The sequence below is a fragment of the Hymenobacter montanus genome, from assembly GCF_014699115.1.
GTDB classification, from domain to species: Bacteria; Bacteroidota; Bacteroidia; order Cytophagales; family Hymenobacteraceae; genus Hymenobacter; species Hymenobacter montanus.
This window is the reverse complement of sequence record NZ_JACXAD010000009.1, coordinates 129377-155208: the sequence shown is the minus strand read 5'-3', so window position 1 is coordinate 155208 and position 25832 is coordinate 129377. Positions and strand designations below refer to the sequence as shown.

18 protein-coding genes are annotated in these 25832 nt (G+C 56.6%); 9 read left to right on the top strand and 9 right to left on the bottom strand.

Translation table 11 applies throughout. The features are described 5' to 3' along the window. Positions 1-30: 30 nt before the first annotated feature. Entirely contained in the window at positions 31-504 is a 474-nt protein-coding gene (locus tag IC235_RS10120; protein WP_191005056.1) for a Uma2 family endonuclease, read from the top strand. Here IC235_RS10120 and IC235_RS10115 read toward each other — a convergent pair. Both IC235_RS10115 and IC235_RS10110 read right to left on the bottom strand, forming a co-directional pair. Further along, a complete protein-coding gene (locus tag IC235_RS10115; RefSeq protein WP_191005055.1) occupies positions 501-995 on the bottom strand; it encodes a hypothetical protein in 495 nt (164 codons plus the stop codon). The genes IC235_RS10120 and IC235_RS10115 overlap by 4 nt on opposite strands. A 176-nt stretch (positions 996-1171) precedes the next feature. Further along, on the bottom strand, positions 1172-1606 hold the full coding sequence (locus tag IC235_RS10110; protein WP_191005054.1) for an OsmC family peroxiredoxin: 435 nt from the start codon (positions 1604-1606) through the stop codon (positions 1172-1174). Between the two features lie 144 nt (positions 1607-1750). Here IC235_RS10110 and IC235_RS10105 point away from each other — a divergent pair, with 144 nt between their 5' ends. The 5 genes from IC235_RS10105 to IC235_RS10085 all read left to right on the top strand — a co-directional run bounded on the left by IC235_RS10105 (position 1751) and on the right by IC235_RS10085 (position 5289). Next, positions 1751-3247 carry a GH3 family domain-containing protein gene (locus IC235_RS10105; RefSeq protein WP_191005053.1) on the top strand — a complete coding sequence of 499 codons (1497 nt, stop codon included), beginning with the start codon at positions 1751-1753 and terminating at the stop codon, positions 3245-3247. 181 nt (positions 3248-3428) lie between these two features. Further along, positions 3429-3611 (top strand): hypothetical protein, encoded by a 183-nt coding sequence (locus IC235_RS10100; protein ID WP_191005052.1) that lies wholly within the window; start codon positions 3429-3431, stop codon positions 3609-3611. Positions 3612-3735: 124 nt separating this feature from the next. Continuing rightward, positions 3736-4182 (top strand): HAD family hydrolase, encoded by a 447-nt coding sequence (locus tag IC235_RS10095; protein WP_191005051.1) that lies wholly within the window; start codon positions 3736-3738, stop codon positions 4180-4182. Positions 4183-4211: 29 nt separating this feature from the next. Then, positions 4212-4850 carry a hypothetical protein gene (locus tag IC235_RS10090; RefSeq protein ID WP_191005050.1) on the top strand — a complete coding sequence of 213 codons (639 nt, stop codon included), beginning with the start codon at positions 4212-4214 and terminating at the stop codon, positions 4848-4850. Then, entirely contained in the window at positions 4843-5289 is a 447-nt protein-coding gene (locus IC235_RS10085) for a 3-oxoacyl-ACP synthase (RefSeq protein WP_191005049.1), read from the top strand. Before IC235_RS10090 ends, IC235_RS10085 begins: the two co-directional genes overlap by 8 nt. Before the next feature lie 161 nt (positions 5290-5450). Here IC235_RS10085 and IC235_RS10080 read toward each other — a convergent pair whose 3' ends face one another. Then, entirely contained in the window at positions 5451-7571 is a 2121-nt protein-coding gene (locus IC235_RS10080; RefSeq protein ID WP_191005048.1) for an OmpA family protein, read from the bottom strand. Positions 7572-7885: 314 nt separating this feature from the next. On the opposite strand from IC235_RS10080, the gene lon reads away from it, so the two are divergent. The 3 genes from lon to hslU all read left to right on the top strand — a co-directional run bounded on the left by lon (position 7886) and on the right by hslU (position 13377). Beyond that, positions 7886-10309, top strand: coding sequence for an endopeptidase La (gene lon, locus IC235_RS10075; protein WP_191005095.1), 2424 nt, complete (start codon positions 7886-7888; stop codon positions 10307-10309). 513 nt (positions 10310-10822) lie between these two features. Then, a complete protein-coding gene (gene porQ / locus IC235_RS10070; protein ID WP_191005047.1) occupies positions 10823-11881 on the top strand; it encodes a type IX secretion system protein PorQ in 1059 nt (352 codons plus the stop codon). Positions 11882-11976: 95 nt separating this feature from the next. After that, a complete protein-coding gene (gene hslU / locus IC235_RS10065; protein WP_191005046.1) occupies positions 11977-13377 on the top strand; it encodes an ATP-dependent protease ATPase subunit HslU in 1401 nt (466 codons plus the stop codon). A 97-nt stretch (positions 13378-13474) separates the two neighbouring features. On the opposite strand, the gene IC235_RS10060 is transcribed toward hslU, so the two are convergent. From IC235_RS10060 to IC235_RS10035, 6 genes are all read right to left on the bottom strand, one after another. Continuing rightward, on the bottom strand, positions 13475-14926 hold the full coding sequence (locus IC235_RS10060; RefSeq protein ID WP_191005045.1) for an IS4 family transposase: 1452 nt from the start codon (positions 14924-14926) through the stop codon (positions 13475-13477). Positions 14927-15045: 119 nt separating this feature from the next. Then, complete coding sequence (locus IC235_RS10055) at positions 15046-15600, bottom strand: hypothetical protein (RefSeq protein WP_191005044.1); 555 nt, start codon at positions 15598-15600, stop codon at positions 15046-15048. Between the two features lie 54 nt (positions 15601-15654). Continuing rightward, positions 15655-17238 (bottom strand): SusD/RagB family nutrient-binding outer membrane lipoprotein, encoded by a 1584-nt coding sequence (locus IC235_RS10050; protein WP_191005043.1) that lies wholly within the window; start codon positions 17236-17238, stop codon positions 15655-15657. Positions 17239-17264: 26 nt separating this feature from the next. After that, positions 17265-20510, bottom strand: a complete 3246-nt coding sequence (locus tag IC235_RS10045; protein ID WP_191005042.1) for a SusC/RagA family TonB-linked outer membrane protein — start codon at positions 20508-20510, stop codon at positions 17265-17267. A gap of 486 nt (positions 20511-20996) precedes the next feature. Continuing rightward, positions 20997-22409: a SusD/RagB family nutrient-binding outer membrane lipoprotein gene (locus IC235_RS10040; RefSeq protein ID WP_191005041.1), complete on the bottom strand. Its 1413-nt coding sequence runs from the start codon at positions 22407-22409 to the stop codon at positions 20997-20999. A gap of 32 nt (positions 22410-22441) precedes the next feature. Next, entirely contained in the window at positions 22442-25633 is a 3192-nt protein-coding gene (locus tag IC235_RS10035; RefSeq protein WP_191005040.1) for a SusC/RagA family TonB-linked outer membrane protein, read from the bottom strand. Positions 25634-25832 lie beyond the last annotated feature (199 nt).

Here is a 25832-nt window from a genome sequence, read left to right as displayed (position 1 = left end):
GCGCGTTCTATTTGGGAAAGCTCTTGTCTTATGGAAACCCCTGCGCCTGAAGTTTCTGATTATGAGCTGGAGCGCGGAAAGCCTAGGCCCAGCCTAAATCGTGCGCTTATCCAGCGCAACTTGCTTTTGCTTAATGCTGGTTTAGGTGCTGATTACCTAGTACTTCCTGAACTCAGTTTAGCGTTAGATGTGCAGAAGGCGGTGCCGGACGTGTCCGTCTTTCCACGTGGGGCGCTTGATTTATCAGCCGAGCAAATTTCGGTTACAGTCGTGCCGCGTACGGCCATCGAAATCCTCTCGCCTACGCAGGTGATTCCTGAACTGCTGGAGAAAGCCAAGCGCTATTTCGCCGCCGGGGTGCAGTCTTATTGGATGGCGGTGCCAGATTTGCGGGCCGTGGCCGTGTTCTCGGAGCTGGGTAAATACCAGTATTTCTACAACGGCCAAACCTTAACCGACCCCGCGACGGGAGCCGAAATCGCTATCAGTCAGCTGTTCGACTAGCCCGCGTTGCTCGTCACTACTTCCTGTAGCGGCAAGTTGTGCTGGGCGGCAAACTGCCGCACCATTTCGCGGAAGCCCATTCGACGCGTGCGGCCTTTCACTTCGCGCAGGTTCAGGGCGTAAAGCTCGCCATCCTTCTGGCGTACGCGCAGCAGCAGCGGCTTTAGCTCCAGGGCGGCGATGTTCTCGGCCGCAAACACCTGCTTGGGGCGAAACAGGCCATTTTTGTGCACGATGTAGCCCGGGGTGAACTCCAGGTAGCTCTGCGTGCCGAAAATAGGGGCGTTGTTCACCAGCACGTAGCCGATGTACACAAGGCTAAAGCCTAGAAATACCCAGTGCAGAAAGTGATAATCGTGGATGGCGGGGTCGCCTACCATCATGCACAGCACGTATACCACCCAGAATAAACCGATGGCCAGCTGCCCCCAGAACGGGACGCGGGAGTTGTTGGCGGGACGAAGACGAATGCGGGTAGTACCAGTGGGCATGCGGCAAATTTAGCTGCCAGCTACTAGTTGTCAATTGTTCGGGGAAGCAGGAATCGGTAATGCCCCGCCCTTTCAAGGTCTAACAATTGACAACTAGCTGGTTATCTTAACGGGGTGAAGTCGCAACCCGGCCTTCCGGCCCGCGCAACTGCCCGTTAGCAACTGGCAACTGGAAATCAGCCAATAAACTTCGCCTCTAACGTCATTGCGGGGACGGCGCTCAAGGCCCGCGAAACGGGACAGTTGGCCTTCGCGTCTTCGGCGTGCTGCTGGAAGTCCTCGGCCGTGATGTTGCCGCCGCTCACGTGCCCTTCTACGCTCACGTGGATGCGCTCGATAATGGGGTGGCCGTTGTTCGGGTTCATCGTCACGGTCGAAGTCGTATTGATGGTTTGCACCTGGTGGCCATGTTTGGTGAGCACGCTGGTCAGGTACATGGTGTAGCAGCCGGCGTGGGCCGCGCCGATGAGCTCCTCAGGGTTTGCGCCGGGTTTGCCTTCGAAGCGGCTGCCCACGCCGTACGGGGCGTTGAGGGTGCCGCTTTGCGTAGTGAGGGTGCCGCTGCCTTTGATGTCGCCGTTCCAGACGGCTTTACCTACGTGGTCTGCCATGATTAATTGGGGGTTGAGTTGGGTAAGGGGTGAGGGTGTGAGTTAGCTGGTAACGGCCGCAAGTTACCGGAGTTGCCGGATGTAAACTGCTGAACTCAGTCAACGTACCTTCGCAGCCCTTCCAATAGCATTTTTACTCAGGGTATGGGATTAAAATCTGCGCTGAGCCGGCCGCTGGCAGCATTGGCCGCGAGTCGGGACCGTAAATGGCAGCGCGACCCGGTCGGGACGCAGCTGGTCGTGCTGCGCCAGCTCTCCACCACGGCGGCGGGCACTGCCTTCGGGCGCGACCACCAGCTGGCTGCCGTGCGCACGCCCGCCGACTTGGCTCGCCAAGTGCCCGTGCGCGACTACGAAGCTTTGAAGCCTTACTTCGACCGCACCCAGGCCGGGGAGGCCCACGTGCTGTGGCCCGGGCACCCGCTGTACCTGGCCAAAACCAGCGGCACCACTTCGGGCACCAAATACATTCCCATTACCCGGGCCAGCATTCCCAACCACATCAACGGGGCCCGCGATGCCCTGCTTACGTATGTTCACCGCACCGGCCGCAGCCAGTTTCTGGATGGCAAGCTGATTTTTCTGTCGGGCTCACCGGAGCTGGAACGGGTGCACGGCATCCGCACCGGCCGTCTCTCCGGCATTGCCAACCACCACGTGCCCGCCTATCTGCGCCGTAACCAACTGCCCAGCTACGAGACCAACATCATCGAAGACTGGGAAACCAAGCTGGAGCGCATCGTGGACGAAACCCTGGGCCAGAAAATGACCTTGATTTCCGGGATTCCGCCCTGGGTGCAGATGTATTTCGACCGCCTGACCGCCCGCACCGGCCGGCCCATCAAGGACGTTTTCCCCGATTTCAACCTGTTCGTTTACGGGGGCGTCAACTTCGAGCCCTACCGCGCCAAACTCTTCGAAAGCATCGGCCGCCCCGTGGATAGCATCGAGCTGTTCCCCGCTTCCGAAGGCTTCCTCGCCTTTCAGGACGAGCCCGGCAACCCCGGCCTGCTGCTGCTGCTGAACAGCGGCATTTTCTTCGAGTTTATTCCCGCCGAGCAGTTTTTCCAGCCCAACGCGCCCCGCCTCACCGTGGCGGATGTAGCCCTGGACCAACAATACGCCGTGGTCTTAACCTCCAACGCGGGCCTCTGGGCCTACTCCCTGGGCGATACCGTGCGCTTCGTGAGTTTGCGGCCGCACCGCGTGGTGGTCACGGGCCGCATCAAGCACTTCCTATCCGCCTTTGGCGAGCACGTCATCGGCGAGGAAGTAGAGCAGGCCCTGCGCGAAGTCATGGCGCACTTTCCCGAGGTAGAAGTCATCGAATTCACCGTTGCCCCCTTGGTCAGCGACGACCCGGTTACGCCCTCCCGCCACGAGTGGCTGGTGGAGTTTGCCCGCCCCCCACGGGATGCCCCGGCTTTTGCCGCCGCGTTGGATACGGCCTTGCGCCGCCGCAACCCGTACTACGACGACTTGCGCCGCGGCAGCATTCTGGTGCCGTTGCAGCTCACCTCCCTGCCCGGCGGGGCGTTTCAGCGGTACATGAAAGGCTTGGGCAAGCTGGGCGGGCAGAACAAGGTGCCGCGGCTGGGCAACGACCGGAAGGTAGCAGATGCGCTACTCGCGGCGGGCTAAAATTCGCCTCTTGTCGTATGCTACGCCCCGATAAAACCATCGGCCGCAAAATGCAAACTACTTTGGCCCCCGAGCTACATGCCGAAGATAGCTTTGGAGCTAACCAAAACGCCCGATGAACGCATGGCCGCCGTCGAAGCCATTCGGCAGCACACGTTCGCTTTTCACCTGTCCGCTGCCGATGAAGGCCAACCAACTCAACCCCGACTTCAAAGAGTTTGTCGAATTATTAAACGCCCACGGGATTGAGTATCTAATCGTCGGTGCCTTCGCCGTGGCCCGCTACGGCCTAGTGCGCAACACGGGCGACCCAGAGAGCAGGAAGTGCGTGAACCAGCGTCAGCAACTGCTGGTCGACTGGTAGAGCTACGTCGGTGCTGGCCGCTAGCCCGCGACCAACCCGCACGACAGCCGTGCGGGTTTACGTTAGTACCTGAACGTCGGCACAACCACTCTAAAGCCGCCTACTTCATTTAGCCAAGCCAGGAATGGTAAGACGACGCATCGCCTTCGACCTCGACAACACGCTCATTCGGTGCGGCTACGATTTTCCCCATGAAGCCCCTTACCGCGCCTTCTGGGCCCGATTGTTAGGTGGCGAGCAACTGCGAGAGGGGATCCGGGAGTTGGCCCGGCATTGTCGCCACCACGGTTGGGAAGTCTGGGTCTATACTACCTCTTATCGCAGTGCCTGGCACATCCGCAAGCTGTTCTGGCTCTACGGTATTTCGCTCGACGGCATCGTCAACCAGCAGCGCCACAACCGCGAAGTGCAAACCCGCTGCACCAAGCACCCACCCAGCTTTGGCATCGATTTGCTGATTGATGATTCGGAAGGTGTGCGCATTGAAGCCGAGCGTCACGGTTTCCGAATGCTGGTGGTAGCTCCCGACGATGAGAACTGGACGCAGAAAGTAAAAGCCGCGATGAAGTAAGAACATTCAATAAATAAACGCCCGCTGCCATGAGGCCACTTCTGGAAGAATACGTCCGGCTGGAAAAAAAAGCTTATAGCGGCCGCACTGAAAAGGTTAAGGCAATACAGTCCTTGCTGGCTGCTTTCGACAACGAACCGGAACTGTCGCTGGAGGAAGTAATGGAATTTACATCGGTGGGAATCATTAAGCCGCCCATATTCAACGAGCTTATCTACCCGGTGCTGGATAGCGCGGTGCAGCAAGGAAATCTGTCAGCCATAAAATTGCTGGTAAAGCTAGCCTCCTGCCTGTTTGCCTATCAGCAACAGTATAAGGATTGGAAATATGAGCTTGGGGAATTGGTAGCAGCGGGCTTGAAGATAAGCCCCTACGATACGGAGCTGCTGACCCACAAATATGAGCACATCCAACGCTATCTGGGTTTTACCATTCATGAAGTGCCCTCAGGGGTGCTGTGGGACATGAATGGCGCCGATGCTAGCCAATGCCAGGAACTGCTGCAACTGGCTGATGAACTTGAAAGCTTGAGTCGGTTACTCGGTAAAGACAATTCCCAGCTACTCGCTGAGTGTCGCTATTATTACCGCTGCTATGCCGCTTATCTAACCCAGCAATCGGTCTACGCCAGTTTTGCTGCTTATCTGGCGGCCCATCCTAATGCATAAACCCGCTCTCCACGCCGCCTGCGCCGCCTTCATCGAGCAGCGCATTGCCGCCGCTCGCACCGCCATGCAAGCCGCCCAGGAGTCGTCCAGCTCCGAAACCAAGAGTAGTGCTGGCGACAAGTATGAAACCGGCCGCGAAATGGCCAATGCCGAGCGCGACCGCAACGCTGCCCATATGCAGCAGGCCCAGCAACTGCGGGCCGAGCTGGCGCGCATTAGCCCCGATTCGCCCTGCGATACGGTGCGGCCCGGGGCGCTGGTAACCACCAGCCTGGGCCGTTTTTACATCGGTATCAGCGCGGGCAAGCTCGAGGTAGCCGGAGAGGAGTGCTTTGCCGTGTCGGTCGCGGCGCCGGTAGCAGTGGCACTGAAAGGGCTCCGGGCGGGGGAGCAGGTGGTGTTTAATGGTAAGCCGGTACGAGTCATGGCGGTTGATTAGGCAGCCAGCTATCTCGGCCAGCCCAGAGTTTCCGCGAAACGCTTATCCAGCGGAAACAAGGCACTGCGTTGGCGTGGCCGCCGACGGCAATCCCCAGTTCCTTTCAGCGATGGGCCGGTCGACCTTCTTGAGGGCTGACCTTCCGCCTAATGTTCGGCCGCTTACTTCCAGTCCCCGGCCCCGTCGACTGCCTTGTCCGCCTCGGGCTTGACGAGCCGGAATTCGACGCGGCGGTTCACTTTGGCGTCGGCCTCGGTTCGCTCGTCTTTTAGGGGTTTGCTCGAGCCGTAGCCGAAGCTTTCGATGCGGTTGGGCTTGAGCTTGCCCTTGCGCTCAATGTAGCGGCGAATTTCCTCGGCCCGGTCCTGCGACAGCTTCTCGTTCACGTCGGGGTCGCCGCTGGCGTCGGTGTGGCCCCCGATGTTGAGCCGGAAAGTCGGGTGGTCGACCAGGAACACGGCAATGCGGTCCAGGGTCGGCTGCATGGCGGGCCGGATGGCCGACTTGCCCTGCTCAAACTCGATGTTTTTGAAAATCAGCGGCAGCTTGTAGTCGATACTATTGGTGAGCAGGGTCATCACCGTATCGCCCTTCAGGGCAAACTGCTTTTCTACGCTGAAGAAGTCCGGGCTTTGAATCAGCATGGCGTAGTGCGAGCCCTCAATCAGCTCAAAGTCGAATGTACCGTCCGGCCGGATGAATTTGCTGGCTACTTCAATCCCGTTATCGGTGTCGATGATGCTGACAATGCCCTTGAGCGGCTTGCTCGATACGGAGTCGAGCAGGGTACCTTCCACAATGGTGGTGGCTTGCGGCTGCGCCTCCATGGGCAGTGGAAAGGAATAAAGGTCCAGGTTATTGATTTCCTTGGCCTCGGAGCGAGCGTAGTAGAGGTTTTTGCTTTGAGCGTCAATGGTAAAGTAGTATTCGGAGCCTTTGCCATTCACCAGCGGGCCAATGTTTTTGGGCTCCTGCCAGCGGCCGCCGACCCGGTACGTTTTGTAGATGTCGAAATCGCCAAAGTTCAGCAGCTGCCCCCGCGAGCTGAAGTACAGCACGTGGTAGAGCGGGTGGTAGAACGGGCTCACTTCACTCTCGCGGGTGTTCACCACCGGGCCGGCATTTTCGGCGGGGCTCCACTGGCCGTTGCGCAGCTTGTGGGTGAAGTAGATGTCCGACAAGCCGAATCCGCCCAGCCGGTCGGATGCGAAGTAAAGCGTGTCTTCGTTCTGAGAAAGCGTGGGTTGCGAATCCCAGGCCGGCGAATTAACCGCCGGGCCCAGGCTTTTGGGCGGGCTCCACTTGCCGTCCTTGCCGCGCGTGGCCGTGAACAAGTCGCAGTTGCCATGGCAGGTAGCGCATTCGCAGCGGGCAAAAATGATGGTGCGCCCGTCCTTGCTCAGGCAGGCCGACCCCTCATTGTTGGGCGAGTTGATGGGTTTCGGCAAGGGCTCGGCATCCGTCCAGCTAATGCCCTCCCGGCGCGAGGTGTAGAGGTCCTCGTCGACTACTCCCGTCAGGCCCCGCCGCTTGCGCTTGCTGCTGAACAACAGCACCGAGTCGTTGCCGGCCAGGGCAGGCCCGTAGTCGGCGGCTTTGCTATTGATGGCATCGCCCATGCTCGTATACACGCCCTTAGGCGGGTGAAACGTGTTGAGGTTCTTGCGATATTCCACCAGTTCGTAGTAGGTCTTCAGGGGTACATATAACTGCTCGTTCTTTTTTTCCAGCGAATCGTAGTAGAGCTGCACCTTCGTGATGTCGGTGCGGTGGTGTTTGAGAGCCAGCCGATAAAATGCCCGGGCTTTCACCACTTGGCTGTCGCGTTCGAGCAGTTGACCCAGGCGCCAGAGCAGGTTGGTGTTGCGGTAAAAGTTAGCGATGCCGAATTGGGCCACGTAGCGCTCCAAAAGCTCGCGCGCTTGGTGGTAGTTGCGGCGCCGCTCCGCCTTGGCGATGGCCCGCAAAGCCTTCTTGTCCTCGTAAAAAGCAATTTTGTTGATGTTTACAAAGTCAGGGGTCCCGTCGCGGCGCAGGCGCAGGCGGCGGGCGCGTCGGCCATCGAGGGAGCGTATCTGGTAGGGGCCCGGCGTAGTGGCCGGCTGGTTGGCCGCTTTTGGCTTGGTTGCCGGGGCCCCGGCGCTCGTCTTACCGGCCGAGGGAGAAGTCGCCGGCGGGATGCGCTTCGAGGGGCGGTGCTGGGCCTGGGCGCACGGCGCGGCGGCCAAGAGTCCCAACAACAGCAGCAGGGTAAGGCGGTACCGACGCACTGGAGCGGACATGTAGGAAGGGGATAAGAAAATAAATCTTCGCAAGTTGCCAGCAAATTAGCGATTTGTTTATAGCCTGAACATCCTGGGCGGGTGCGCCGCTTTGACGGGGCGGCTCTGCTGGCACGGCCCTTGACGCTTAAAAGCGAGGGGAACTCGTACCTTGTACTTCCCCTTTACAGGTCGGCAGGCTGCCAATGTGGCATCCGCTGCCATTGCTCTTGGCTTTATTCTCATTCATGCGTCTGGCACCCGTTCTTTGTTCTGCATCGTCTCCCATCCGGACGTTCAGCGATTCTAATTCCCACCCCGAAGCCATTGCCATTATGGCCGCCGATCCTGAGCACTTACTACGGAGCGATGATGCCCCGCCTACCTTGCCCTTATTGCCCGTCCGTAACACGGTCTTGTTCCCGGGCGTGGTGTTGCCCGTCACCGTGACCCGCAAAAAAAGCATCAAGCTGGTGCGCAACGCCTACGCAAGCGATAAGCTACTGGGCGTAGTGGCCCAGCAGAGCCCCGATGCCGACGAGCCAACCACCGACGAGCTGTACCGCGTGGGCACCCTGGCTCGCATTCTCAAGTTGCTCGAACAGCCCGATGGCCAGGTTACCATCATTCTGCAAGGCCAGGTCCGCTTCACCATCGAAGAGCAGCTCACGTTCACCCCGCTGCTCACGGCCCGGGTGAGCTACTTCGCCGAGGTGGCCCTGAACCCGGACGTCCCGGCTGAGTTTGGCTTGTTGCAAGCGCTGCGCGAAGCCGCCACCAAAGTGCTGGAACTCAGCCCTGAAATTCCAATGGAGGCCCGGGCCATGCTCGACGGCATTCAGTCGCCGGCTTTCCTCACGCATTTTCTCTCTTCGAACGTGCAGCTCGACTTGCCCGCCAAGCAGAAGCTGCTGGAGCTGGCCGACCCCGAAGAGCAGGCCCGCCAGCTGCTCGAAGCGCTGCTGAGCCAGGCCGAGCTGCTCGAAATCAAGCAGGACATTCGGTCCAAGACCCACACTGGCATCGATGCGCAACAGCGCGAGTATTTTCTGCGCCAGCAGCTCAAAACCCTGCAGGACGAGCTGGGCCAGGAGGGTCCCGATGAGGACGTGCACCGCCTGCGCGCCCGCGCCGAAACCAAGAAATGGCCCGAGCCAGTGGCGCTCCACTTCAAAAAGGAGCTCGAGAAGCTGGCCCGTACCAATCCGATGGCGCCCGACTACTCGGTGAGCATGAACTACGTCGAGTTCTTACTCGACTTGCCCTGGGGCGAATACACCAAGGACAAATTCAACCTCAAGCAAACCAAGAAGATCCTCGATGCCGACCACTTCGGCCTCGAAAAGGTGAAGGAGCGAATCCTGGAATACCTGGCGGTCCTCAAACTGAAGCAGGACCTGAAAGCGCCGATTCTGTGCCTTTACGGCCCGCCCGGCGTGGGTAAAACCAGTCTGGGCCGCAGCATTGCCGCCGCCATGGGCCGCAAGTACGTGCGCATGAGCCTGGGAGGCGTCCGCGATGAAGCCGAGATTCGGGGCCACCGCAAAACCTACGTGGGAGCCATGCCTGGCCGCATCATTGCTCAAATCAAGAAGGCTGGTGCCTCCAACCCCGTCATTATTCTCGATGAGATCGATAAGGTGAGCAGCGACTTTCGCGGCGACCCCAGCTCGGCGCTGCTCGAAGTGCTCGACCCCGAGCAAAACGCCACCTTCACTGATAACTACCTGGAAGTCGAGTACGACCTGAGCAAGGTGCTATTCATCGCCACGGCTAACTCGCTCGATACCATTCAGCCCGCCCTGCGCGACCGGATGGAGATCATCGACCTGACGGGCTACACCCAGGAAGAGAAAGTACAGATTGCCCGCAAGCACCTCTGGCCCAAGCAGCTAAAAGAGCATGGCCTGGGCGAAACTGAAGTGAAAATCACCGATGCTGCCTTGCACCGGGTGGCCGACGACTATACCCGCGAATCGGGGGTGCGCGGGCTCGAGCGCAAGCTGGCTGCCCTCACCCGCAACCTGGCCCGCCGTAAAGCCGGTAAAGAACCCCTGCCGGCTGTGATGGAGCCCGCCGAGATTCGCAAAGTGCTCGGCGCGGCCATTTTCGACCGCGACCAGTACCAGGACAACGACATGGCCGGCGTGGTGACGGGCCTGGCCTGGACCAGCGTGGGCGGCGACATCCTTTTTGTGGAGAGCCTGCTGAGCCGCGGCCGGGGCAAGCTTACGCTCTCGGGGCAGCTCGGCGACGTAATGAAGGAATCGGCCATCACGGCACTTTCCTACCTGCGCAGCCGGGCCGATGAAATTGGCATCGACTACCGCTTGTTTGAGCAGTACGACCTGCACATTCACTTCCCCGAGGGGGCCGTGCCCAAGGACGGGCCCAGCGCGGGCATTGCCATCTTCACCAGCATGGCCTCGGCTTTCACCCAGCGCCGGGTGCGCCCGCGCCTAGCCATGACCGGCGAAATCACTCTCCGCGGCAAGGTGCTGCCGGTAGGGGGCATCAAGGAAAAGCTGCTGGCGGCCCGCCGGGCCGGCATGAAAGACATCATCCTATGCCCTAAAAACCGCAAGGACATCGAGGAAATCCAGGAGGACTACCTCAAAGGGCTTACCATTCACTACGCCGACCGGGTCGATGACGTGTTGCGGGTGGCCTTGCTCGAGGAGCTGGTGCCGCATCCGCAGAAGCTGCCCGTGCGCGATGAGCCGGTGCCTGCTCTGGGCCCAAGTGTTGAAGTACAGTAAGCCTGCATAACCTCCAGTAGCTGGTTCCGGGAGGCGCTGGCTAATTCGATAGCCGCGTAGCGGCGGCAGGTTGGTAGAAAATTTAGCATGTTGCCAGGTCAGAGCCGCGTAGCGGTGGCAGAGCTACCAGACGAATCTGTCACCGCTATGCGGCTATCAACCACGCTTCTTCTTCGCTCTACAAATCTGTCGCCGCTATGCGGCTAGTCAGCGACTCGAGGTGAAGGCAATTTTAACCAAAGTCGCAGAATAAGCCAAAGCAGTCGAAAGCATATACGAAGAAGGCTTATTTGAAGGGCAAAGCCGGCGTATGGCCTGGGGCAGGGGAGGGGTGTCAATTTCAAGTATATTCTGCTCTGGCTGAAACAGGCTTGCTTTTAATCCTTCACCAGTACTCCGCAACTTGGGTTAGCTGCATACTTTGAGCGGGTAAACAGCGTTGTTTTGCCCGCCAGCTCAAGTGCTGTTCCGCAAACCAGCTAACGCGTGCGTTACACCTGCTATCTTAGACTAATGAAGCACTTTTCCTCTCGTCGAATTGCCGGTTTCTGCCTCTTGTTCGGAGTGATGGGGCTCCGGCCCGCGGCCGCGCAGCAGCTAGGTGGTCGGACGGTCTTTCCGTTCCTGGACCTGCCGCCCAGCGCGCAGCTGGCCGCCCTGGGTGGGATGAGCGTATCGGCCCGTACCGACGACCCCACCATGCTCTATGGCAACCCGGCCCTGCTCAATGCGGAAATGGATGGGCGCCTGGCCCTGAGCTACGTTGCCTACGTGGGCGATATCAAGCAGAGCACCGCGGCGTATGTCTTCAATACCGAGAAAGCAGGTCGTTTCGGTGTGGGCATCACCTACCTTAACTACGGGCAGTTCGAGAGCTACGACCCGGCGGGCAACAGCCTGGGCACCTTCGGGGTGAATGAATACACGGTCGGCGTATCCGATTCTTACAGCAAAGGCCGCTTCACGTTTGGCGCTACCACCAAGCTGGCCGTTTCCAGCATCGCGGGCAGCCGGTCGCTGGCCGGCGTGGCCGATGCGGGGATTGTGTACAAGCACCCCACCCAGGATTTTACCGCCGGCTTAGCGGTCAAGAATGCCGGGTATCAGTTCTCGCCTTATCCCGGCACTGAGCGTGGTCCGCTGCCGCTGGATGTCCAGCTCGGTGCCACCATCAAGCCTGAGCACATGCCGGTGCGGCTTTCGCTCACGGCTCATCACCTTCAGCAGTGGGACATTCAGTACCTCGACCCCAACCAGCGCGGCCAGCCCGACGCCCGTGGCGTAGAGAAGAAGCCCACGAAAAGCTTTGGCGATAATCTGGCCCGGCACCTCACCGCGAGCGCCGCGCTGATCCTCGGCAAGAACCTGAACCTGCGCGTGGGCTACAACCACCTGCAGCGTCGCGAGCTCCGCCTCGACAACACCAGCGGGGGCGCCGGTCTTAGCTTTGGGATAATGCTTAAAATCAGCACCTTTCAGGTTGATTACACGCACGCTACGCTGCAAGCGGCGGGCTCCGGCGAGTACTTTACCCTATCCCGCAACCTCGATTCACTGTTCAAGAAAAAATAGCGCAAGGTTTCGCGAAGGGGAAACCCACTTCGTGAAGTTGATTTGTTGATGTTTAAATCTCTTTCCAACTGGCGCGACCTTGCGCGAAAGCCTACATGCAAGATTTCCTAACCCCGGCCCAGATTGTGGCCGAACTCGATAAATATATTATCGGCCAGCACGAAGCCAAGCGACACGTAGCCATTGCCTTGCGCAACCGCTGGCGCCGCTTGCACGCCCCGCTCGCCATGCAGGCTGAAATAGTGCCCAACAACATCCTGATGATTGGGGCCACTGGGGTGGGCAAAACTGAGATTGCCCGTCGCCTGGCCCACCTCGCCGATGCCCCCTTTGTGAAGGTGGAAGCCAGCAAATTTACCGAAGTGGGCTACGTCGGTCGTGACGTGGAAAGCATGGTGCGCGACCTCGCCGAGCAAAGCGTGAACCGCGTGAAAGCCCGTCGCCAGGAAGCCGTCAAGGCCCAGGCGGCCGACGCCGTGGAAGAACTGATTCTGGATGCCCTCATTCCCGCCGTGCCGCGTCCGGCCGGTGCGAAAACCGGCGTCGGTTTCGGCAGCAATGGGGGAGAGGGCGACGTTCCGCAGTCCGATGCCGAGCTGAACGAGCGCACTCGCGAGCGGTTCCGGCAGAAAATCAAAAATGGGGAGCTGGAAGACCGCCGCATCGAAATCCAGGTGGCGCAGTCGGGCGCGAGCGTCGGCATCATGGGCGCCCCTCCCGGCATGGACGAGAGTACGCTCTCCGGCCTGCAGGACATGCTGGGCAACCTGCTGCCTAAGAAAACCCGCAAGCGCAAAGTCACCGTGGCCCAAGCCCGCAAGCTCCTGCTCGACGAGGAGGCCGCCAAGCTCATCGACATGGACGAGGTGAAGGACGAAGCCATCCGCCAGGCCGAAAACGCCGGCATCATCTTCATCGACGAAATCGACAAGGTGGCCAGCAACGGCGGTAGCAAAGCCGGCGGTCCCGACGTGAGCCGCCAGGGCGTGCAGCGCGACCTGCTGCCCATCGTGGAAGGCTCGGCCGTGAACACTAAGTACGGCATCGTCAACACCGACCACATTCTGTTTATCGCCGCGGGTGCCTTCCACGTGAGCAAGCCCAGCGACCTCATCCCCGAACTGCAGGGCCGTTTCCCCATCCGCGTCGAGCTGCAAAGCCTGAGCAAAGATGATTTCTATCGCATCCTTAAAGAGCCCAGGAATGCCCTCACCAAGCAGTACGAGGCCCTGCTCAAAGCCGAAGAAGTAGAACTCACCTTCGAGGACGGGGCTTTGGAACGCCTGGCCGAAATTGCCTCCGAGGTTAACGCGGAAGTCGAGAACATCGGCGCCCGGCGCCTGCACACGGTCATGAGCCGCTTACTCAACGACATCCTCTACGACGTGCCGGACAAGATCGGTGCCAATGCCCACATCCTCATCACGGCCAGCCTGGTCGATGAGCGGCTCGCGGACATGGTGAAGAACCGGGATCTGAGCCAGTATATCTTGTGATAAGATGACGCATTAAAAAAGCCCCAGCTACAGTAGCCTTGTCCTTACCCAAATCTTCGAAGAGCGCCGGCCGGTAGGTCGGTGCTTTTGTTGCCTGTTATTCATCCTGTAGTTGGGCGGCCATGTTAACGCCTTCCACGAGCAAACGCAGGCTCCGGCGGCCGAGCCAGAGGGGTTGCCAGCCGGGCGGCCCGTCGCCCTTGCGGCCGAGGTGGCCGCCGAGCGCGGCCAGGGCTAGGTAGACCTCGCGCACTGTCGCCAACGGGCGACGACGCTGGTGGCGCAGCACCCGCAACGCGGTGGTCGTCAGACCGGCCGCTTCGGCGGGCAAGTCCGGCTCCAGCCGGCTTTTCTCGCGTAAGTCCACCAGGGCCAGCGCCACTACACTCAGCAGGGCCACGGCGGCGAAGAGCCGAGCCGCCGTTTGCAGTTGGAGCTTCTCGGCCCCCAAGCCCGTTTTCAGGGCCTTGTGGAAATCTTCTATCAACCAGCGGCTGGCGTACTGGCGGGCGCAGCCCAGGGCCTGCGCAACATCCGTGATGGGCTGGTCGCAGAGCAGCAGCCACTCCAAGTTGGGCCCCGGGCCCGTTTCTTCCCAGACCCGCACCACGCCCCCAGGCACGGGCGCCCCCTTGCCCGTGGCTGCCCCCGGCCGCTGCGGGGCGCGTAAGGCCAGGGCCGGGCTGAAACTCACCTGCAACTCGACGTCGCGGGCCGGCTGGCGGGGCCGCCCGCGTAGGGTCAGGGAAAGGGTGCCGGCGCTGGGCTGGGCCCGGGCCTGCTCAAAAAGGCGGCCCGCAGGCGTTTGGTCCGCCCCGGCCACCAGGGCCCGGTTTTGGGCGGCGCGCACCACGAAGCCCAGGCCCTGGGCTTGGCATTGCTGCAAGTGCTCGTAGATGTCGGCCCCGCGGTCGGCCACCACCACCCAGCGGGTCCCCGGTGGCGGAGTGCCGACCGCCCGCAGGCTGTGCGCCCACAGGGCCGACTCGCGGGGTCGGCTCTGGCGGGGACGGGAGCCACCGTGGGGGTGGGCTTTTTCGGCTTCCGGCACGGGCTGGCGCACGTGAAACTGCTGGTCGAGCAGGCCCAGCAGCGGCAAGGCGGGCCGTTTGGCAGCCGGGTCGGGGTCCCGCTCCGGCCAGGCGGCGGCCACCAGCGAGTGCAGCAGCCCCCCCTGGCTGCGGGCCTTGCCCGGCCCCACCGGCCCGAGGCCCGCCCGGCGCTCGGCCGCCTCGGGCCAACTCAACTCGGTCGTGTCCTCGACCAATAGGTACGTGCCGGGGGCCTGTAGCTGCTGAGTAACCAGCTGGCGGTGCGGGGCTTGCAGCGCATCAGGGGTGGTCTGCGCGTGCCCCAGCAACTGGTAGGCGGCTTTGCTGGCATAGGCCTGCCCCTGGCTCAGGCGCGGGATGCTCGCCCCCGGCTCACGCGCCCAGCCGGCCGCCAGCCTCACCACCCGCCGAGCGCGGCGAATGTCGCCCAGCACCACCCCACCAAAATGCGTTTGCGCCCACTGCGCCGCCGCCCCGAAGTCCGTTGAAATTGACATGCCCGAAAGCTACCACCGGCCCCCAAAAAAAGCGCCGGCCTACCAGCCGGCGCTTTTCGAAGATTTGGGTAAGGACAAGCCTACAGTAGCTGGGGCTTTTTTAATGCGTCATCTTATCCTTACGGTATAACCGTAATTGTTCCGGAAAGGGGAGCGGTATTGAAAGACTGGTTGTACTCAATGCGTCGGCCCCCTTTGAGAAGCAAATCATAAGTAATCAGGAATGATTCGTTTGCTCTGAGAGAAGCACCCGTGATGGGGACTCTGGTACCTCCCTGGCTTGGGCCTGCGGCTCGGGTTAAGCCGGCAATCATGTCACTCAAGGTAACAGAGATGTTACCTGACGTCGGTGGTACTGACCGCAAGAGCAAGGTTGGGCCACCAAAGCCCAGTGCTGGATTGCCTGTAGCTGGCACATTAAATCCTCTGAAGGTGCGGTATATGTTGATGGATTCAACTTGACTAGCATCTCCTCCTCTAACATCAATGAAGAAAGTAGCTGTCGGGTTACCGGCTTGTATATCAGTCACCTTATAAGTGCTCTGAGCAGAGATGTTAATGAATGCCAGAGGAAACTCCTCTACCGATGGGGTAGGAAGCTTCGGATCTTTCTTGCAACTAGAGGCACCTAAGGCGGTGAGAGCCAGTATTGCGGCAAAGAAATGTTTTTTCATGAAAAGTTGAGTTTAGCGTGAAGAAGTAGCTTACTAGATAAAGCTACGGGTGCTCTACCGGTCCCAGAAGATTTTCGCCGTCGTATAGTTCGGCTGTTGTGGAGCGTTAGGATTCGTCAGCAAATCATTGGCACGGTAGGTAAAGCGCACCGGGAAATCACCGGTTGACACCGTTTGCGGATCACTATCAGTGGCCGCGTTTGGAATGTTCGGATAGCCCGTACGACGGTAATCCGTGTAGACATCCACGCCAGTGCCAAAGCTGGCGATGTATTTCTCGCTTATAATGACATTTAGCTTGGCATCATTGCTTGCGGCGGCGTCGTAGCGAGCCAGTGCCGCTGTAACATAAGTGGTAATGGCAGCGGCTGTAATTACTGGGCTTCCGTTATCCACAGCAACAGCATTCACTTTCGCAAACGACGCATTCAAGGCATCACTTAGGGCGGTACGCGCTGCTGCTGCATTGTTCAGTACCATCAGTTGCAATTCGGCCTCCGTATACTTACGCATGAAAAACGTGATGAAGCGCTGGGCCACGTCTCCCTTAGCCGATGCGCCCGTAGCGCCACCTGCAATGCCAGCCCCATTATCATAGCGCCCACCGATTGGGTAGAGACCCTGCAGCGTGCGAATAGCCGCATTATTTGTCGAACTTTGTGGACCTACACTGCCAAAGCGAGTTGTGATAAAGCGGCCGTCCTGATAGTCTACGGTCGTAAGAGGCGTAGAAGCCGTAACCTGATTGAAGAAGTAATAAGGAATCCGTGGGTCGGTAGTGGCCTTCATCAAGTTATAGAAGTATAAGTTGACGCTGTTCTCACGGCTGGACCCTGCGTAATCGCCTTGGAAGCCTGGGTGACGATTCTCGGGACTGCCCGCCCCGGTACCGTAACGAAACTCGAAGTCATCTGCTGCGGTAATCAGGTTCGCGTTGGTCGCTAAGAGCGGAGTCACCTCGGTAGCAACGTTGCGCGTAAGCCGGATTTGATTGTAAAGCTTGAGCTTAAGAGTATTGCCTAAGCGTATCCACTTGGCTTTGTCTCCTCTATAAATCAAGTCATCCGTGCTAGCCTCCTGAGTACTCGTCTTACCAAGGTTGGTTATGCCCTCATCAATGAGTCGAAACAAATCTCTATAGATGTCTTCGTCTTTGTCGAACTTAGGAGCCCTAATAGGACTGGTAGGATCAGCGCCTTGCAGGGCTTCCGAATAAGGAATATCGCCCCAGACGTCCACCATCTGGCTGAATACATAGGCCTTTTGAATCTGGGCGATGCCCACATAAGCCCACGACCCAGAAGCTGTTCCTTTTTTGATGATCAACTCATTATTTGCCAACATATCGACGTACAAACCTTGCCACTGGTTATTGAAGGTGTTGCCGTCTAGAAAATAAGCCCCCACCCGGGTGTTAACCAATTGCTGCATAATGGCTGATGCCGGCTGGCTCAAACCTAGCACGCTATGTCCGAGGCCGGTGGCCATGGCCGCCTGAGAAGTTGGCAGGAGGAGAGGGATTTGAACATCAATTGGGTTGATGGGATCAGTGTTGGTGTCCAGGAATTTGTCGCAACCAGTCGTTCCGGCAAGCACCAGAAGTAGTGCTAGGGAAACGCGAATTTTTGGTATTTGCATGGGAAAATTAGATAATCTTCGTGGAACTAGAAGTTTATGCGGAGGTTAACCCCATAACGGCGGGACGTTGGGGCATTCGTGAAATCGAAGCCTTGAGCGTTTGCGTTGCCGAATGAGCTGGTTTCAGGGTCGAAGTTCGTGTACTTAGGAATGTTCGGAGAATACCAAAACAGGTTACGGCCGGAGAGGCTGACGTTCATGCTCCTGATGAACTTGGTTTTGCCTAGCAAGGCACTTGGCAGCTCATACCCAAGCGTTACCTCACGCAAACGAATAGTCGTACCGTCAAACACACTGAACTCGGAAGCCGCTCCGCTAGCGAAAGAACCCGTTCCGAAATACAAATCGTTCACAGTGATGGCTGTGGAGTTCTGGGTCGTGCTGTTCGGGTTACTGGGGTCAGATAGAATGGGCAGACGAGTGTTTGGATTACCGTACACCCCGTCAATAACCACCGATTTTTCTCGGTCTTCCGTATCCTTTGTTACACCACGCAGAAGCAGGCTTTGGATAGTTTGCGAGAACACATCACCGCCCTGGCGATAGTCGATCACCCCTTCCAGGGTAATGCCTTTGTAAGTGAAGGTGTTCGTGAAGCCGAACGTGAAGTTCGGATTAGGATTACCAATGATGTCGTTGGTTGTTGCGATAATGGTACGCCCGGTATTACGGTCGATAAGAACCTTGCCAGTTGCTGGGTCGCGGGCTACTTTTGAGCCAATGATCTGGCCGTATTGTTCGCCTGGACGATGAATGGATTGTGGGTCGCTAAAGAATGTGCCTACCGTGCCATTAAGCTGCTGCTGAACACCTTCGGTTAACGACTCGATAACGTTGCGGTTGCGGGTGAAGGCCGTGAAGCTGGTCCAGCGGAAGCCGGCTACGTCAAGCGGAATCAAGGTCAGCCCTAGTTCAACGCCCTTGTTCGAAATTTCTCCAAAGTTGGTTGTGAAAGTGGTATAGCCTGTCGCAAAGGGTAAGGCAATATTCCCAATTTGGCTAGTGCTACGACGGTTGTAGTACGTAGCGCTCAAAACGATACGGTCCTTAAAGAAATTTAGATCCGCCCCTGTTTCAAACTCTTTGGTAAATTCCGGGGTCAAAGCCTGGTTGCCCACGCGATTCCCGATATTAGCACCTGCCGTAGCAGTTCCTCCCGTAGGAGTAAAGGGAAAGCCAAGGCTAGCTGCATTATTACCAAACGAGGGTGACAGGTTATAGGTACTGTTGAGCTGGTAAGGGTCCGCATCCTTGCCGGCTTTGGCGTAGCTAATCCGCAGTTTACCCATGTTAAGCACATCAGACTTGAGAGCACTAAAGGCTTCCGTGAAAATGAAGGAAGCACTTCCACTAGGATAAAAGAAGCTGCGGTTGTTTTTGGCGAGGGTTGAAGTCCAGTCATTACGAGCTGTCCCGTTTAGATAAAGGAAATCCTTGTAACCCAGAGTTACATCGGCCAGAACTCCGAAAATGCGGCGCTTCCTTGCGATAGTACCATTTTGGGCTACCGTCCTCGTATTAGTAATGTCATCAACATCGAACACGGTATAGTTGGAGCCAGTTACGGAGGGCCAAATGAAGTCGCGTTGGTTGACGTTGTGGCCAACAATGGCTTTCAGGCTAATATCCTCGGTCAGGTTCTGGTCGGCGGTGAGCAGGGTAGTCGCTTCCAACTCAGTATTCGAGATATTATCCTGAATGAGTCGGCCGGTTCCACCAGCTCCCACGGAGCCGGGGCGCAGTACAGTGGTGCGTTTATCAGTGTAGGTGTTTACCCCACCGGTGAAGCTTAGGTTCAACCACTTTAGAATGTCGTAGCCGGCATTGAACGTAGCAGACACGCGGTCTACTCGGGCAGTGTACGTATTGTATTTAGTCGACCAATAGGGGTTGTCGGCTTGGCCAGTCAGCCAGCCCAGCACCGGTGCGCGGGTCACCGGGTTTTCGTTCGGCAGTCCGGTAAGATCGAGGTTCCGGGGCAGAAACAGAACGCGGCCAAAGGCCGACGCGCTACCAACGGCATTCGGTGCGCCTACTATGGGGCCGCGCTGACTGCTGTTAACATACGTTAAGTTCGCGCCCAACGTCAGTTTATTGAACGACCCCGAGCCCCCCGCGCTAATGCTGTTGCGGACAAAGGAGCTGTTGGGAATCATGCCCGTCTGATCCGAGCGAGAAAGTACCGAACTGAATTTGGTGTTCTCACCGGTCCCGGTTATCGAAATGGAGTTCTCGAATACCTTGCCGGTGTCGAAGAAGTCCTTCACATTGTTAGGGAAGGCCTGGTAAGGGTAGCGGGCATTCAGGTACTCCGGAAAAGCCAGGTTTCCACTGTAAGGATGGAGTACATCTACTGGTGCTTGCGGGCTGCCAAACGCGGGCCCCCACGAGCCGTTGGCGGCTGTGTAAGCAAAATTGGCCCCCGAGCCATACTTGTTCTGGTAATCGGGGAGATTGGCTATTTTCTCAAAAGAGTAAGAAGAGTTGTACCCTACCCGCAGACCTTTGTCCCCGCGGTTGCGGCTGCCTGTTTTGGTGGTGATGACGATGGCGCCGTTAGCAGCACGTGAGCCATACAGCGCGGCCGCCGCGATGCCTTTAAGTACGTTCAACGACTCAATGTTGTTAGGGTCAATATCCACAGCGCGGTTGGAGCCAGAACCGCCGTTACCCAAGGAACTGACGGAGTTCTCTTGAGCATTGTCATATGGTATTCCGTCCACCACAAATAAAGGCTGGTTGTTGCCAAGCAAGGAGGAATTGCCGCGAATGGTGATGCGCGTAGACGAGCCCGGCGCACCGTTGGCACCACCAATGTTCACCCCCGGAATTTTGCCCTGCAACGTGCGCAACACATCCGGCTCGGATTTTTGAACCACCTGCTGGGGCTTTATTTCCGAAACGGCATAACCTAAGGCCCGTGCTTCGCGTTGAATGCCCAGGGCGGTTACGACCACCTCACTTAGTTGCTTTACGTCAGCTGCCAGGGCTACGTTAAACTGTGATTCACTGCCAATTACACGTTCCTGCGTAACCATTCCAATGGAGCTGAACACTAAGGTACCGCCAGCTGCTGGTACGCTCAGTGTGAAGGAGCCGTCCGAATTAGTAGAGGACCCATTACTGGTGCCTTTCAACAGGACCGTTACGCCTGGTAACCCGTCGCCGGTTTTTTGATCTATGACCCTCCCCGTAACAGTACGGGTTTGCGCCATTGCTCCGTGAAGGAGAGTAAACATGAGCAGAACACTCATGAGTAAGACTTTCTTCATATACAAAAAATTTAAAAAAAAAGAAGATTGAGTCAGTGACCCTAGTTAGGTTCATGATTGCCAAAAGTAAGGTAAGATGCCAGTACTAAAAACAAAAAAATATTTTTTAGGTATTAAAACCTCAAATTATCTAAAAATCATAATTATATTATATGGATAATAAGGTTTAGTTATAGCCGAAGCATTTTAAAATGAATAGTCGAGCAAACCCTTGATGTAAGTGATGGGATACAGCTAGTTGGAAGTGAACTTTTTAAAGTACTTAACGATATACAATCAAATCAACCATGTGGTATTTAAACAGTTGAGCCATATGCATCGACCTGCGGTATTTGTCGCGGTAGCCTGTCAGCTTAATAACACTCCTCTAGTTGTTCGTGCGGAACTGCTTTCCGAATGAGGCCTAACGATAACGATGGAACAAAAAAACCTGACCCACCTGGGTCAGGTTTTTTGTTCCATCTTCATAGTGACTGCGACACAGCCTTACTGTGCCCAATATACCGGTCTCGTCAAGTCCGAAACCACCGTCGCATTCCGGTTATTAATGCGCTCACCCTGTGGGGTGGGCAGGCGCTCAGGGATAGTTGAGATAACTCCGGTCGGGTCACGCGTTAAGGAGGGCTGTTTGGTGCGGCGGTAATCACTCCACGCCTCAATCTGCAGGAAGTTCGCAATGTACTTCTGCGTCAAGATCTGAGTCAGAGCCGTCGCTGCATTAGCACTTAGAGTACCATTAGCTGCCAGATACGTGTTCTGCTGAGCTGTGCTGATGTTGAATTTGCTGAGGTGGGCCGTGAGGGCTGCCCTATAAGCCGTTTGGGCCCTGCTAGATTGGCCAGCGCGAAGTGCCGCTTCCGCTTCAATCAGTTTGGCTTCTACATACGTTACCATGGGCACAGGCGAATTGACCGAAGCAAAAAATGAGCCGATATCGGAAATCTCGTCGGTCTCGGTGGTGCCCAGAGGAGTACCAATATAGTCTCCGGCCGCATTGGCAGGGGTAGCATAGAAAGGCAGCCGTGGATCATTAAGAGTATTCATCAAATCTATCAAGCGGGCACCCATCTTCACATAGTTTGGCCGGTTCAGATTGAAGGCATAAAATTGATTCTGGCTAGTGTTGCTAGTAGTGAAGACGGCGTTAGCATCGTCAGTGTTGCCGGTAAGCCCAGCTTGGTCGATGGCTGCCAAAACCGCTGTGGCGGAACCCGCAGCATCACGCTTGCTGAGCCGGTTGGCGTAGCGGGCTTTTAGAATGGATGCCGTCTTCACCCACAAGGACGCGTCGCCGCGGTGGATAAAGTCGTCGGAACCAGGCCGCAGGCCAGCGGCAGGCTTCTGTAGTTCCGTAATTCCTTCCGAGAGTAGGGTCTGAATATCTTGCAACACCACCTGTTGAGTGTCATAGGTAGGGTTCAACTCCAGCGAGGTAGCCTCAAAACCAGCACCCCCGCGAAGCGCCTGTCGGTTGGGAACGTCGCCAAATATGTCTGTAGCGATGCCTAGCAGCATAGCTTTCAATATCTTGCCAATGCCAACGTAATAGGGTGAATTCTCATTGGTGCCTCGCTTAATCATCTCCTGCGCGTTGATGAGGCCGCCCTGATAAATCGTATTGAAGTCGTTTTCGGTATCCGACTCCGTTACTAGGTAAGTGGCGTAAGTGGCATATTGCTGGTCGGTGCCCGCCAACTGTTGCGTAAAAATACCGGCCTCCCGTGCTAGGTTGCCGGTATACGTAGTCATCACGGAAAGTTGGGTGCCGCTCATCAGGAGCGGTAGCGTAGTATCAAGCGGCGCATTGGGGCTGATGTCGTAATCCTTGGTGAACTTGTTGCACCCGCCACTTCCGAGCAAAGCGGTGGCAAGGAATAGGCAAAGAACTTTCTTTTTCATGATTATGAGGAATAAAAGCGGCAGCTTTAGTTTTAAAAGTTCGCCTTCAGGCCAAAACGGTACGTGCGTACGTTCGGCATGTTGAAATAATCGAAGCCGGTGACGTTCGAGCCGGCGCCAGTCAGACTGGTTTCCGGGTCGATGCCTTGGTAGTTTGTCTTCAGGTATAAGTTGGTACCCGATGCGTAAACTTCCAAGCCTTTCATAAAGCTCAGGAAGCTTGGGGAGCCAAAGTTGTACGCTAAGGTCAATTCACGCAGGCGAACCCAACTGCCATCTTGCACAAACTGCTCGTTAGCCCCGCCGTTGTCGCCGAGATACCGTTGGAAGTAGGTGTAGGCAGGAATTGCTTTTGTATTGGTTGAGCCATCGGCTAGTACACCCGGGATCACGTAGTCGCGCTCGCGGTCTTCCGTTATTTTCGAAATACCAAGGCGGTTCAGGCGACCGTAAGAACCATTCCATATTTGACCGCCGCTACGGATATCAATCACCCCAGTCAGGCTTAGGCCCCGGTAGCTGAAAGTATTGCGGATACCTAGGGTGTAGCGCGGGAAGGGGTTACCGATATTGCCGGTTTGGGCCGCCACGATGGGCACGCCATCTGGTCCGATTAACAGTTGCCCGTCAGGAGCCCGTTCCCAGCGCGTTCCGAATAACGCTCCATAAGGCTGGCCCACGATGGCATATGAACCAATGCCAGTAAAGGCAGTTTCTAAATCAAACTGCGTTATCCCCGGCGCCAACGCCAATACCTCGCTACGGTTGCGGGTATAGTTAAACTGCATGTTCCAGTTGAAGCCCTTTTCAGAACTGAAGGGCTTCAGGCCGACTACCACCTCAATGCCGCGGTTAGCAATTGAACCGGCATTCTCATAGGTGCTGGTGAAGCCCGAGCCTGCGGAAATCGGACGGTTCAGGATGAGGTCCGTCGAGCGGTTGTTATAGTAAGTAAAATCAATGGTGATTTTATCCTTGTTCAAGTGTAGCTCGGTACCTACTTCCCTGGAAAGCACTTGTTCAGGACGTAGTTTTAAATTACCGATAGCAGACGACAGACCCGAACCGTTCACGCCGGCATAGGGGAAAGAAAGCCCGTTGGTGAAACCATCGGTGAAGAAAGGAGCTACGAAGTAATTGCGGGTGATGCCAAACGGCGGTTCATTACCTGCTTTGCCGATGGCTCCGCGGATTTTGATAAAATTCGCGATGTTCTCGATGGACTTAAAGCCCGGCAGTTCTGACAGCACAACCGAAGCATTAACAGAAGGTGCGAAGAAGCCGCCGGCATTAGGGCCAAACGTGGAAAAATTGTCATAGCGACCTGTGGTACCGACAAATAATAGATCGTTGAACGAGAAGTTAGCGTCGTAGAAGTAGGAGAAGCTGCGAATGGTATTCGTCTGTTCGTCGGCGTAGCGGATAGCAGAGTTGCTCAGATTATAAAATTCAGGCACTGCCAATTGCTGGCCGCGAGCAAAGACGTTCTGATTATACCGCTCGTTGATATTATTGCCCACCGTAAGGCTAGCAAATAGTTTCTCCGTCAGGTTAAATGAACCCGTGGCGGTCAGGTCGTTATAGAGTTCGCGGTGATATTTCGTGTTTTCGCGAATCTCACCCGACAAGTCGCCAGGATTGCCGTTTGAATATAATGCGAAGATGCCTTTGCGCCGGTCAGTGTAAATGTCCCCGCCGCCGCGGTTCATGATGCGAAGCCACGTTAGAGGGTTGTAAGTCAATGTCAGGTTGCCTATAATACGGCTGTTGTCATCACGAGTAGGGTTCTCATTCACCGTCCAATAAGGGTTATCGTATCCTTGGAAATAGCTACGCTGGTAACCCTTGTTGGGTCCGCTATCATATTTATAGCCAGCAGCCAAGTCGAAGCTACTTGGCGCCCGCATCAGGCCCAGCATCACCCCCGAAGTGTTGCTACCCTGTTGGGCGCGTACGCCCCCAGAATTGATGTAGTTAACGGTACTGCCCACGGTTAACTTATCGGATAGTTTAGTATCAGCGGTCAAGCGCAGGGTATACCGGTTAAAGCTCGTATTAGGCACGATGCCGTCGTTGTGCAATTGGCCCAGCGAAAATCGCACCGCGCCCCGGTCATTGCCAGCCGCGATGGATAGGTCGTTGGTGTAAGAAACACCTGTTTTGAAAAAGTTCGCCGCATTATCAACCGGCGTAATGCCGAGCGAGGAATTGGTAGGGCCCCAGACTTGTGATGTTCCAGCATTATCGTCCGAATCATCAGAAGCGTGGGTGCGGTCGAAGATGCCATCGTTTCCGGGCGTATAAGTGCTATAGACAGGGGTACGCACCGCGCCCGTGGCAGTGCGTTGATTGCCACCGCCCGTGCCCTGCGCATATTTCAATTGTCGGTCGAGTAGACGGTTAACTTCTGTCAGTTCAACTTCCGAGCGGAAGGAGACAGTGGCTTTTTGATTAGCTTTGCCTCTCTTAGTGGTAATGACGATGGCACCGTTGCCGGCTCGCGACCCGTAGAGGGCTGCGGCCGCCGGACCCTTTAAGACGTTGAATGTTTCAATATCGTTCGGGTTGATGTCGATGGCTCGATTGGAGTTAGCCACTCCTTGTAAGTTGGCATTAAAGGGATAATCAGCCCCTTCAGTCACGTTGGTTTGATTATCAAGCGGAATTCCATCAATCACAAACAGTGGTTGGTTACTCCCAATAAATGAGTTGTTGCCACGAATCAGAATTTTCGAGGATGCCCCAGGTACGCCGGCGCTACCAATTACTTGTACACCAGCAACTTTTGCTGCTAAGCCTTGCACGATGTTGGTTTCGCCAGATTGCGCTACGGCGTCACCTTGTACCTGTTGAGTGGTATAACCCAGGCTTTTTGTTTCCCGCTCAATACCCAAAGCAGTCACCACCACTTCATTCAGCTGCTTGGTGTCGGTAGCCAAGGCAACATCAATGTTGCTGGAGGTACCTATGGCCTGTTCTTGTGAAGCATAGCCAATAAAGCTAAACACCAATGTGGTTGCGCCACGGGGCACACTGATAGAAAAACCTCCGTCGGAGTTGGTGCTAGTGCCCACTGTAGTGCCCTTTGCCAGTACCGTTACTCCTGGCAAGCCCTGGTTAGTGGCCCGGTCGGTTACCTTGCCTGAGATGGTACGGTCTTGCGCTTGGGCCTGCTGCAATAGGGCCATAAAAAGCGCAAAAACCATCAGTAATGATTTTTTCATGCTTAACTAAAATGTATGGTGAGTGAAAAGAGAAGGTACGATTATGAAAACAGATAGCAAGTATAGCACAAATTTTCGTTAGGTTTCTATAATAAGAACTCGAAAATAAGGTTGCCCGCACGTTAACAGTTCATTAAACAACTGTTTGCGATGCGTTGGTATGCCCGTTTTGAGCTAATTTAACTTTTGTATTTCAGCG

Excerpts from the sequence above, each read along its gene's own strand:
- IC235_RS10110 (WP_191005054.1), bottom strand. The coding sequence starts at position 1,606 with ATGGCAGACCACGTAGGTAAAGCCGTCTGGAACGGCGACATCAAAGGC.
- IC235_RS10090 (WP_191005050.1), top strand. The coding sequence starts at position 4,212 with ATGAGGCCACTTCTGGAAGAATACGTCCGGCTGGAAAAAAAAGCTTAT.
- IC235_RS10055 (WP_191005044.1), bottom strand. The coding sequence starts at position 15,600 with ATGAAAAAACATTTCTTTGCCGCAATACTGGCTCTCACCGCCTTAGGT.
- IC235_RS10050 (WP_191005043.1), bottom strand. The coding sequence starts at position 17,238 with ATGCAAATACCAAAAATTCGCGTTTCCCTAGCACTACTTCTGGTGCTT.
- IC235_RS10100 (WP_191005052.1), top strand. The coding sequence starts at position 3,429 with ATGAAGGCCAACCAACTCAACCCCGACTTCAAAGAGTTTGTCGAATTA.
- IC235_RS10040 (WP_191005041.1), bottom strand. The coding sequence starts at position 22,409 with ATGAAAAAGAAAGTTCTTTGCCTATTCCTTGCCACCGCTTTGCTCGGA.
- IC235_RS10035 (WP_191005040.1), bottom strand. The coding sequence starts at position 25,633 with ATGAAAAAATCATTACTGATGGTTTTTGCGCTTTTTATGGCCCTATTG.
- IC235_RS10080 (WP_191005048.1), bottom strand. The coding sequence starts at position 7,571 with ATGTCCGCTCCAGTGCGTCGGTACCGCCTTACCCTGCTGCTGTTGTTG.
- IC235_RS10120 (WP_191005056.1), top strand. The coding sequence starts at position 31 with ATGGAAACCCCTGCGCCTGAAGTTTCTGATTATGAGCTGGAGCGCGGA.
- IC235_RS10105 (WP_191005053.1), top strand. The coding sequence starts at position 1,751 with ATGGGATTAAAATCTGCGCTGAGCCGGCCGCTGGCAGCATTGGCCGCG.
- IC235_RS10095 (WP_191005051.1), top strand. The coding sequence starts at position 3,736 with ATGGTAAGACGACGCATCGCCTTCGACCTCGACAACACGCTCATTCGG.
- IC235_RS10045 (WP_191005042.1), bottom strand. The coding sequence starts at position 20,510 with ATGAAGAAAGTCTTACTCATGAGTGTTCTGCTCATGTTTACTCTCCTT.
- IC235_RS10115 (WP_191005055.1), bottom strand. The coding sequence starts at position 995 with ATGCCCACTGGTACTACCCGCATTCGTCTTCGTCCCGCCAACAACTCC.
- porQ (WP_191005047.1), top strand. The coding sequence starts at position 10,823 with ATGAAGCACTTTTCCTCTCGTCGAATTGCCGGTTTCTGCCTCTTGTTC.
- IC235_RS10085 (WP_191005049.1), top strand. The coding sequence starts at position 4,843 with ATGCATAAACCCGCTCTCCACGCCGCCTGCGCCGCCTTCATCGAGCAG.
- lon (WP_191005095.1), top strand. The coding sequence starts at position 7,886 with ATGGCCGCCGATCCTGAGCACTTACTACGGAGCGATGATGCCCCGCCT.
- hslU (WP_191005046.1), top strand. The coding sequence starts at position 11,977 with ATGCAAGATTTCCTAACCCCGGCCCAGATTGTGGCCGAACTCGATAAA.
- IC235_RS10060 (WP_191005045.1), bottom strand. The coding sequence starts at position 14,926 with ATGTCAATTTCAACGGACTTCGGGGCGGCGGCGCAGTGGGCGCAAACG.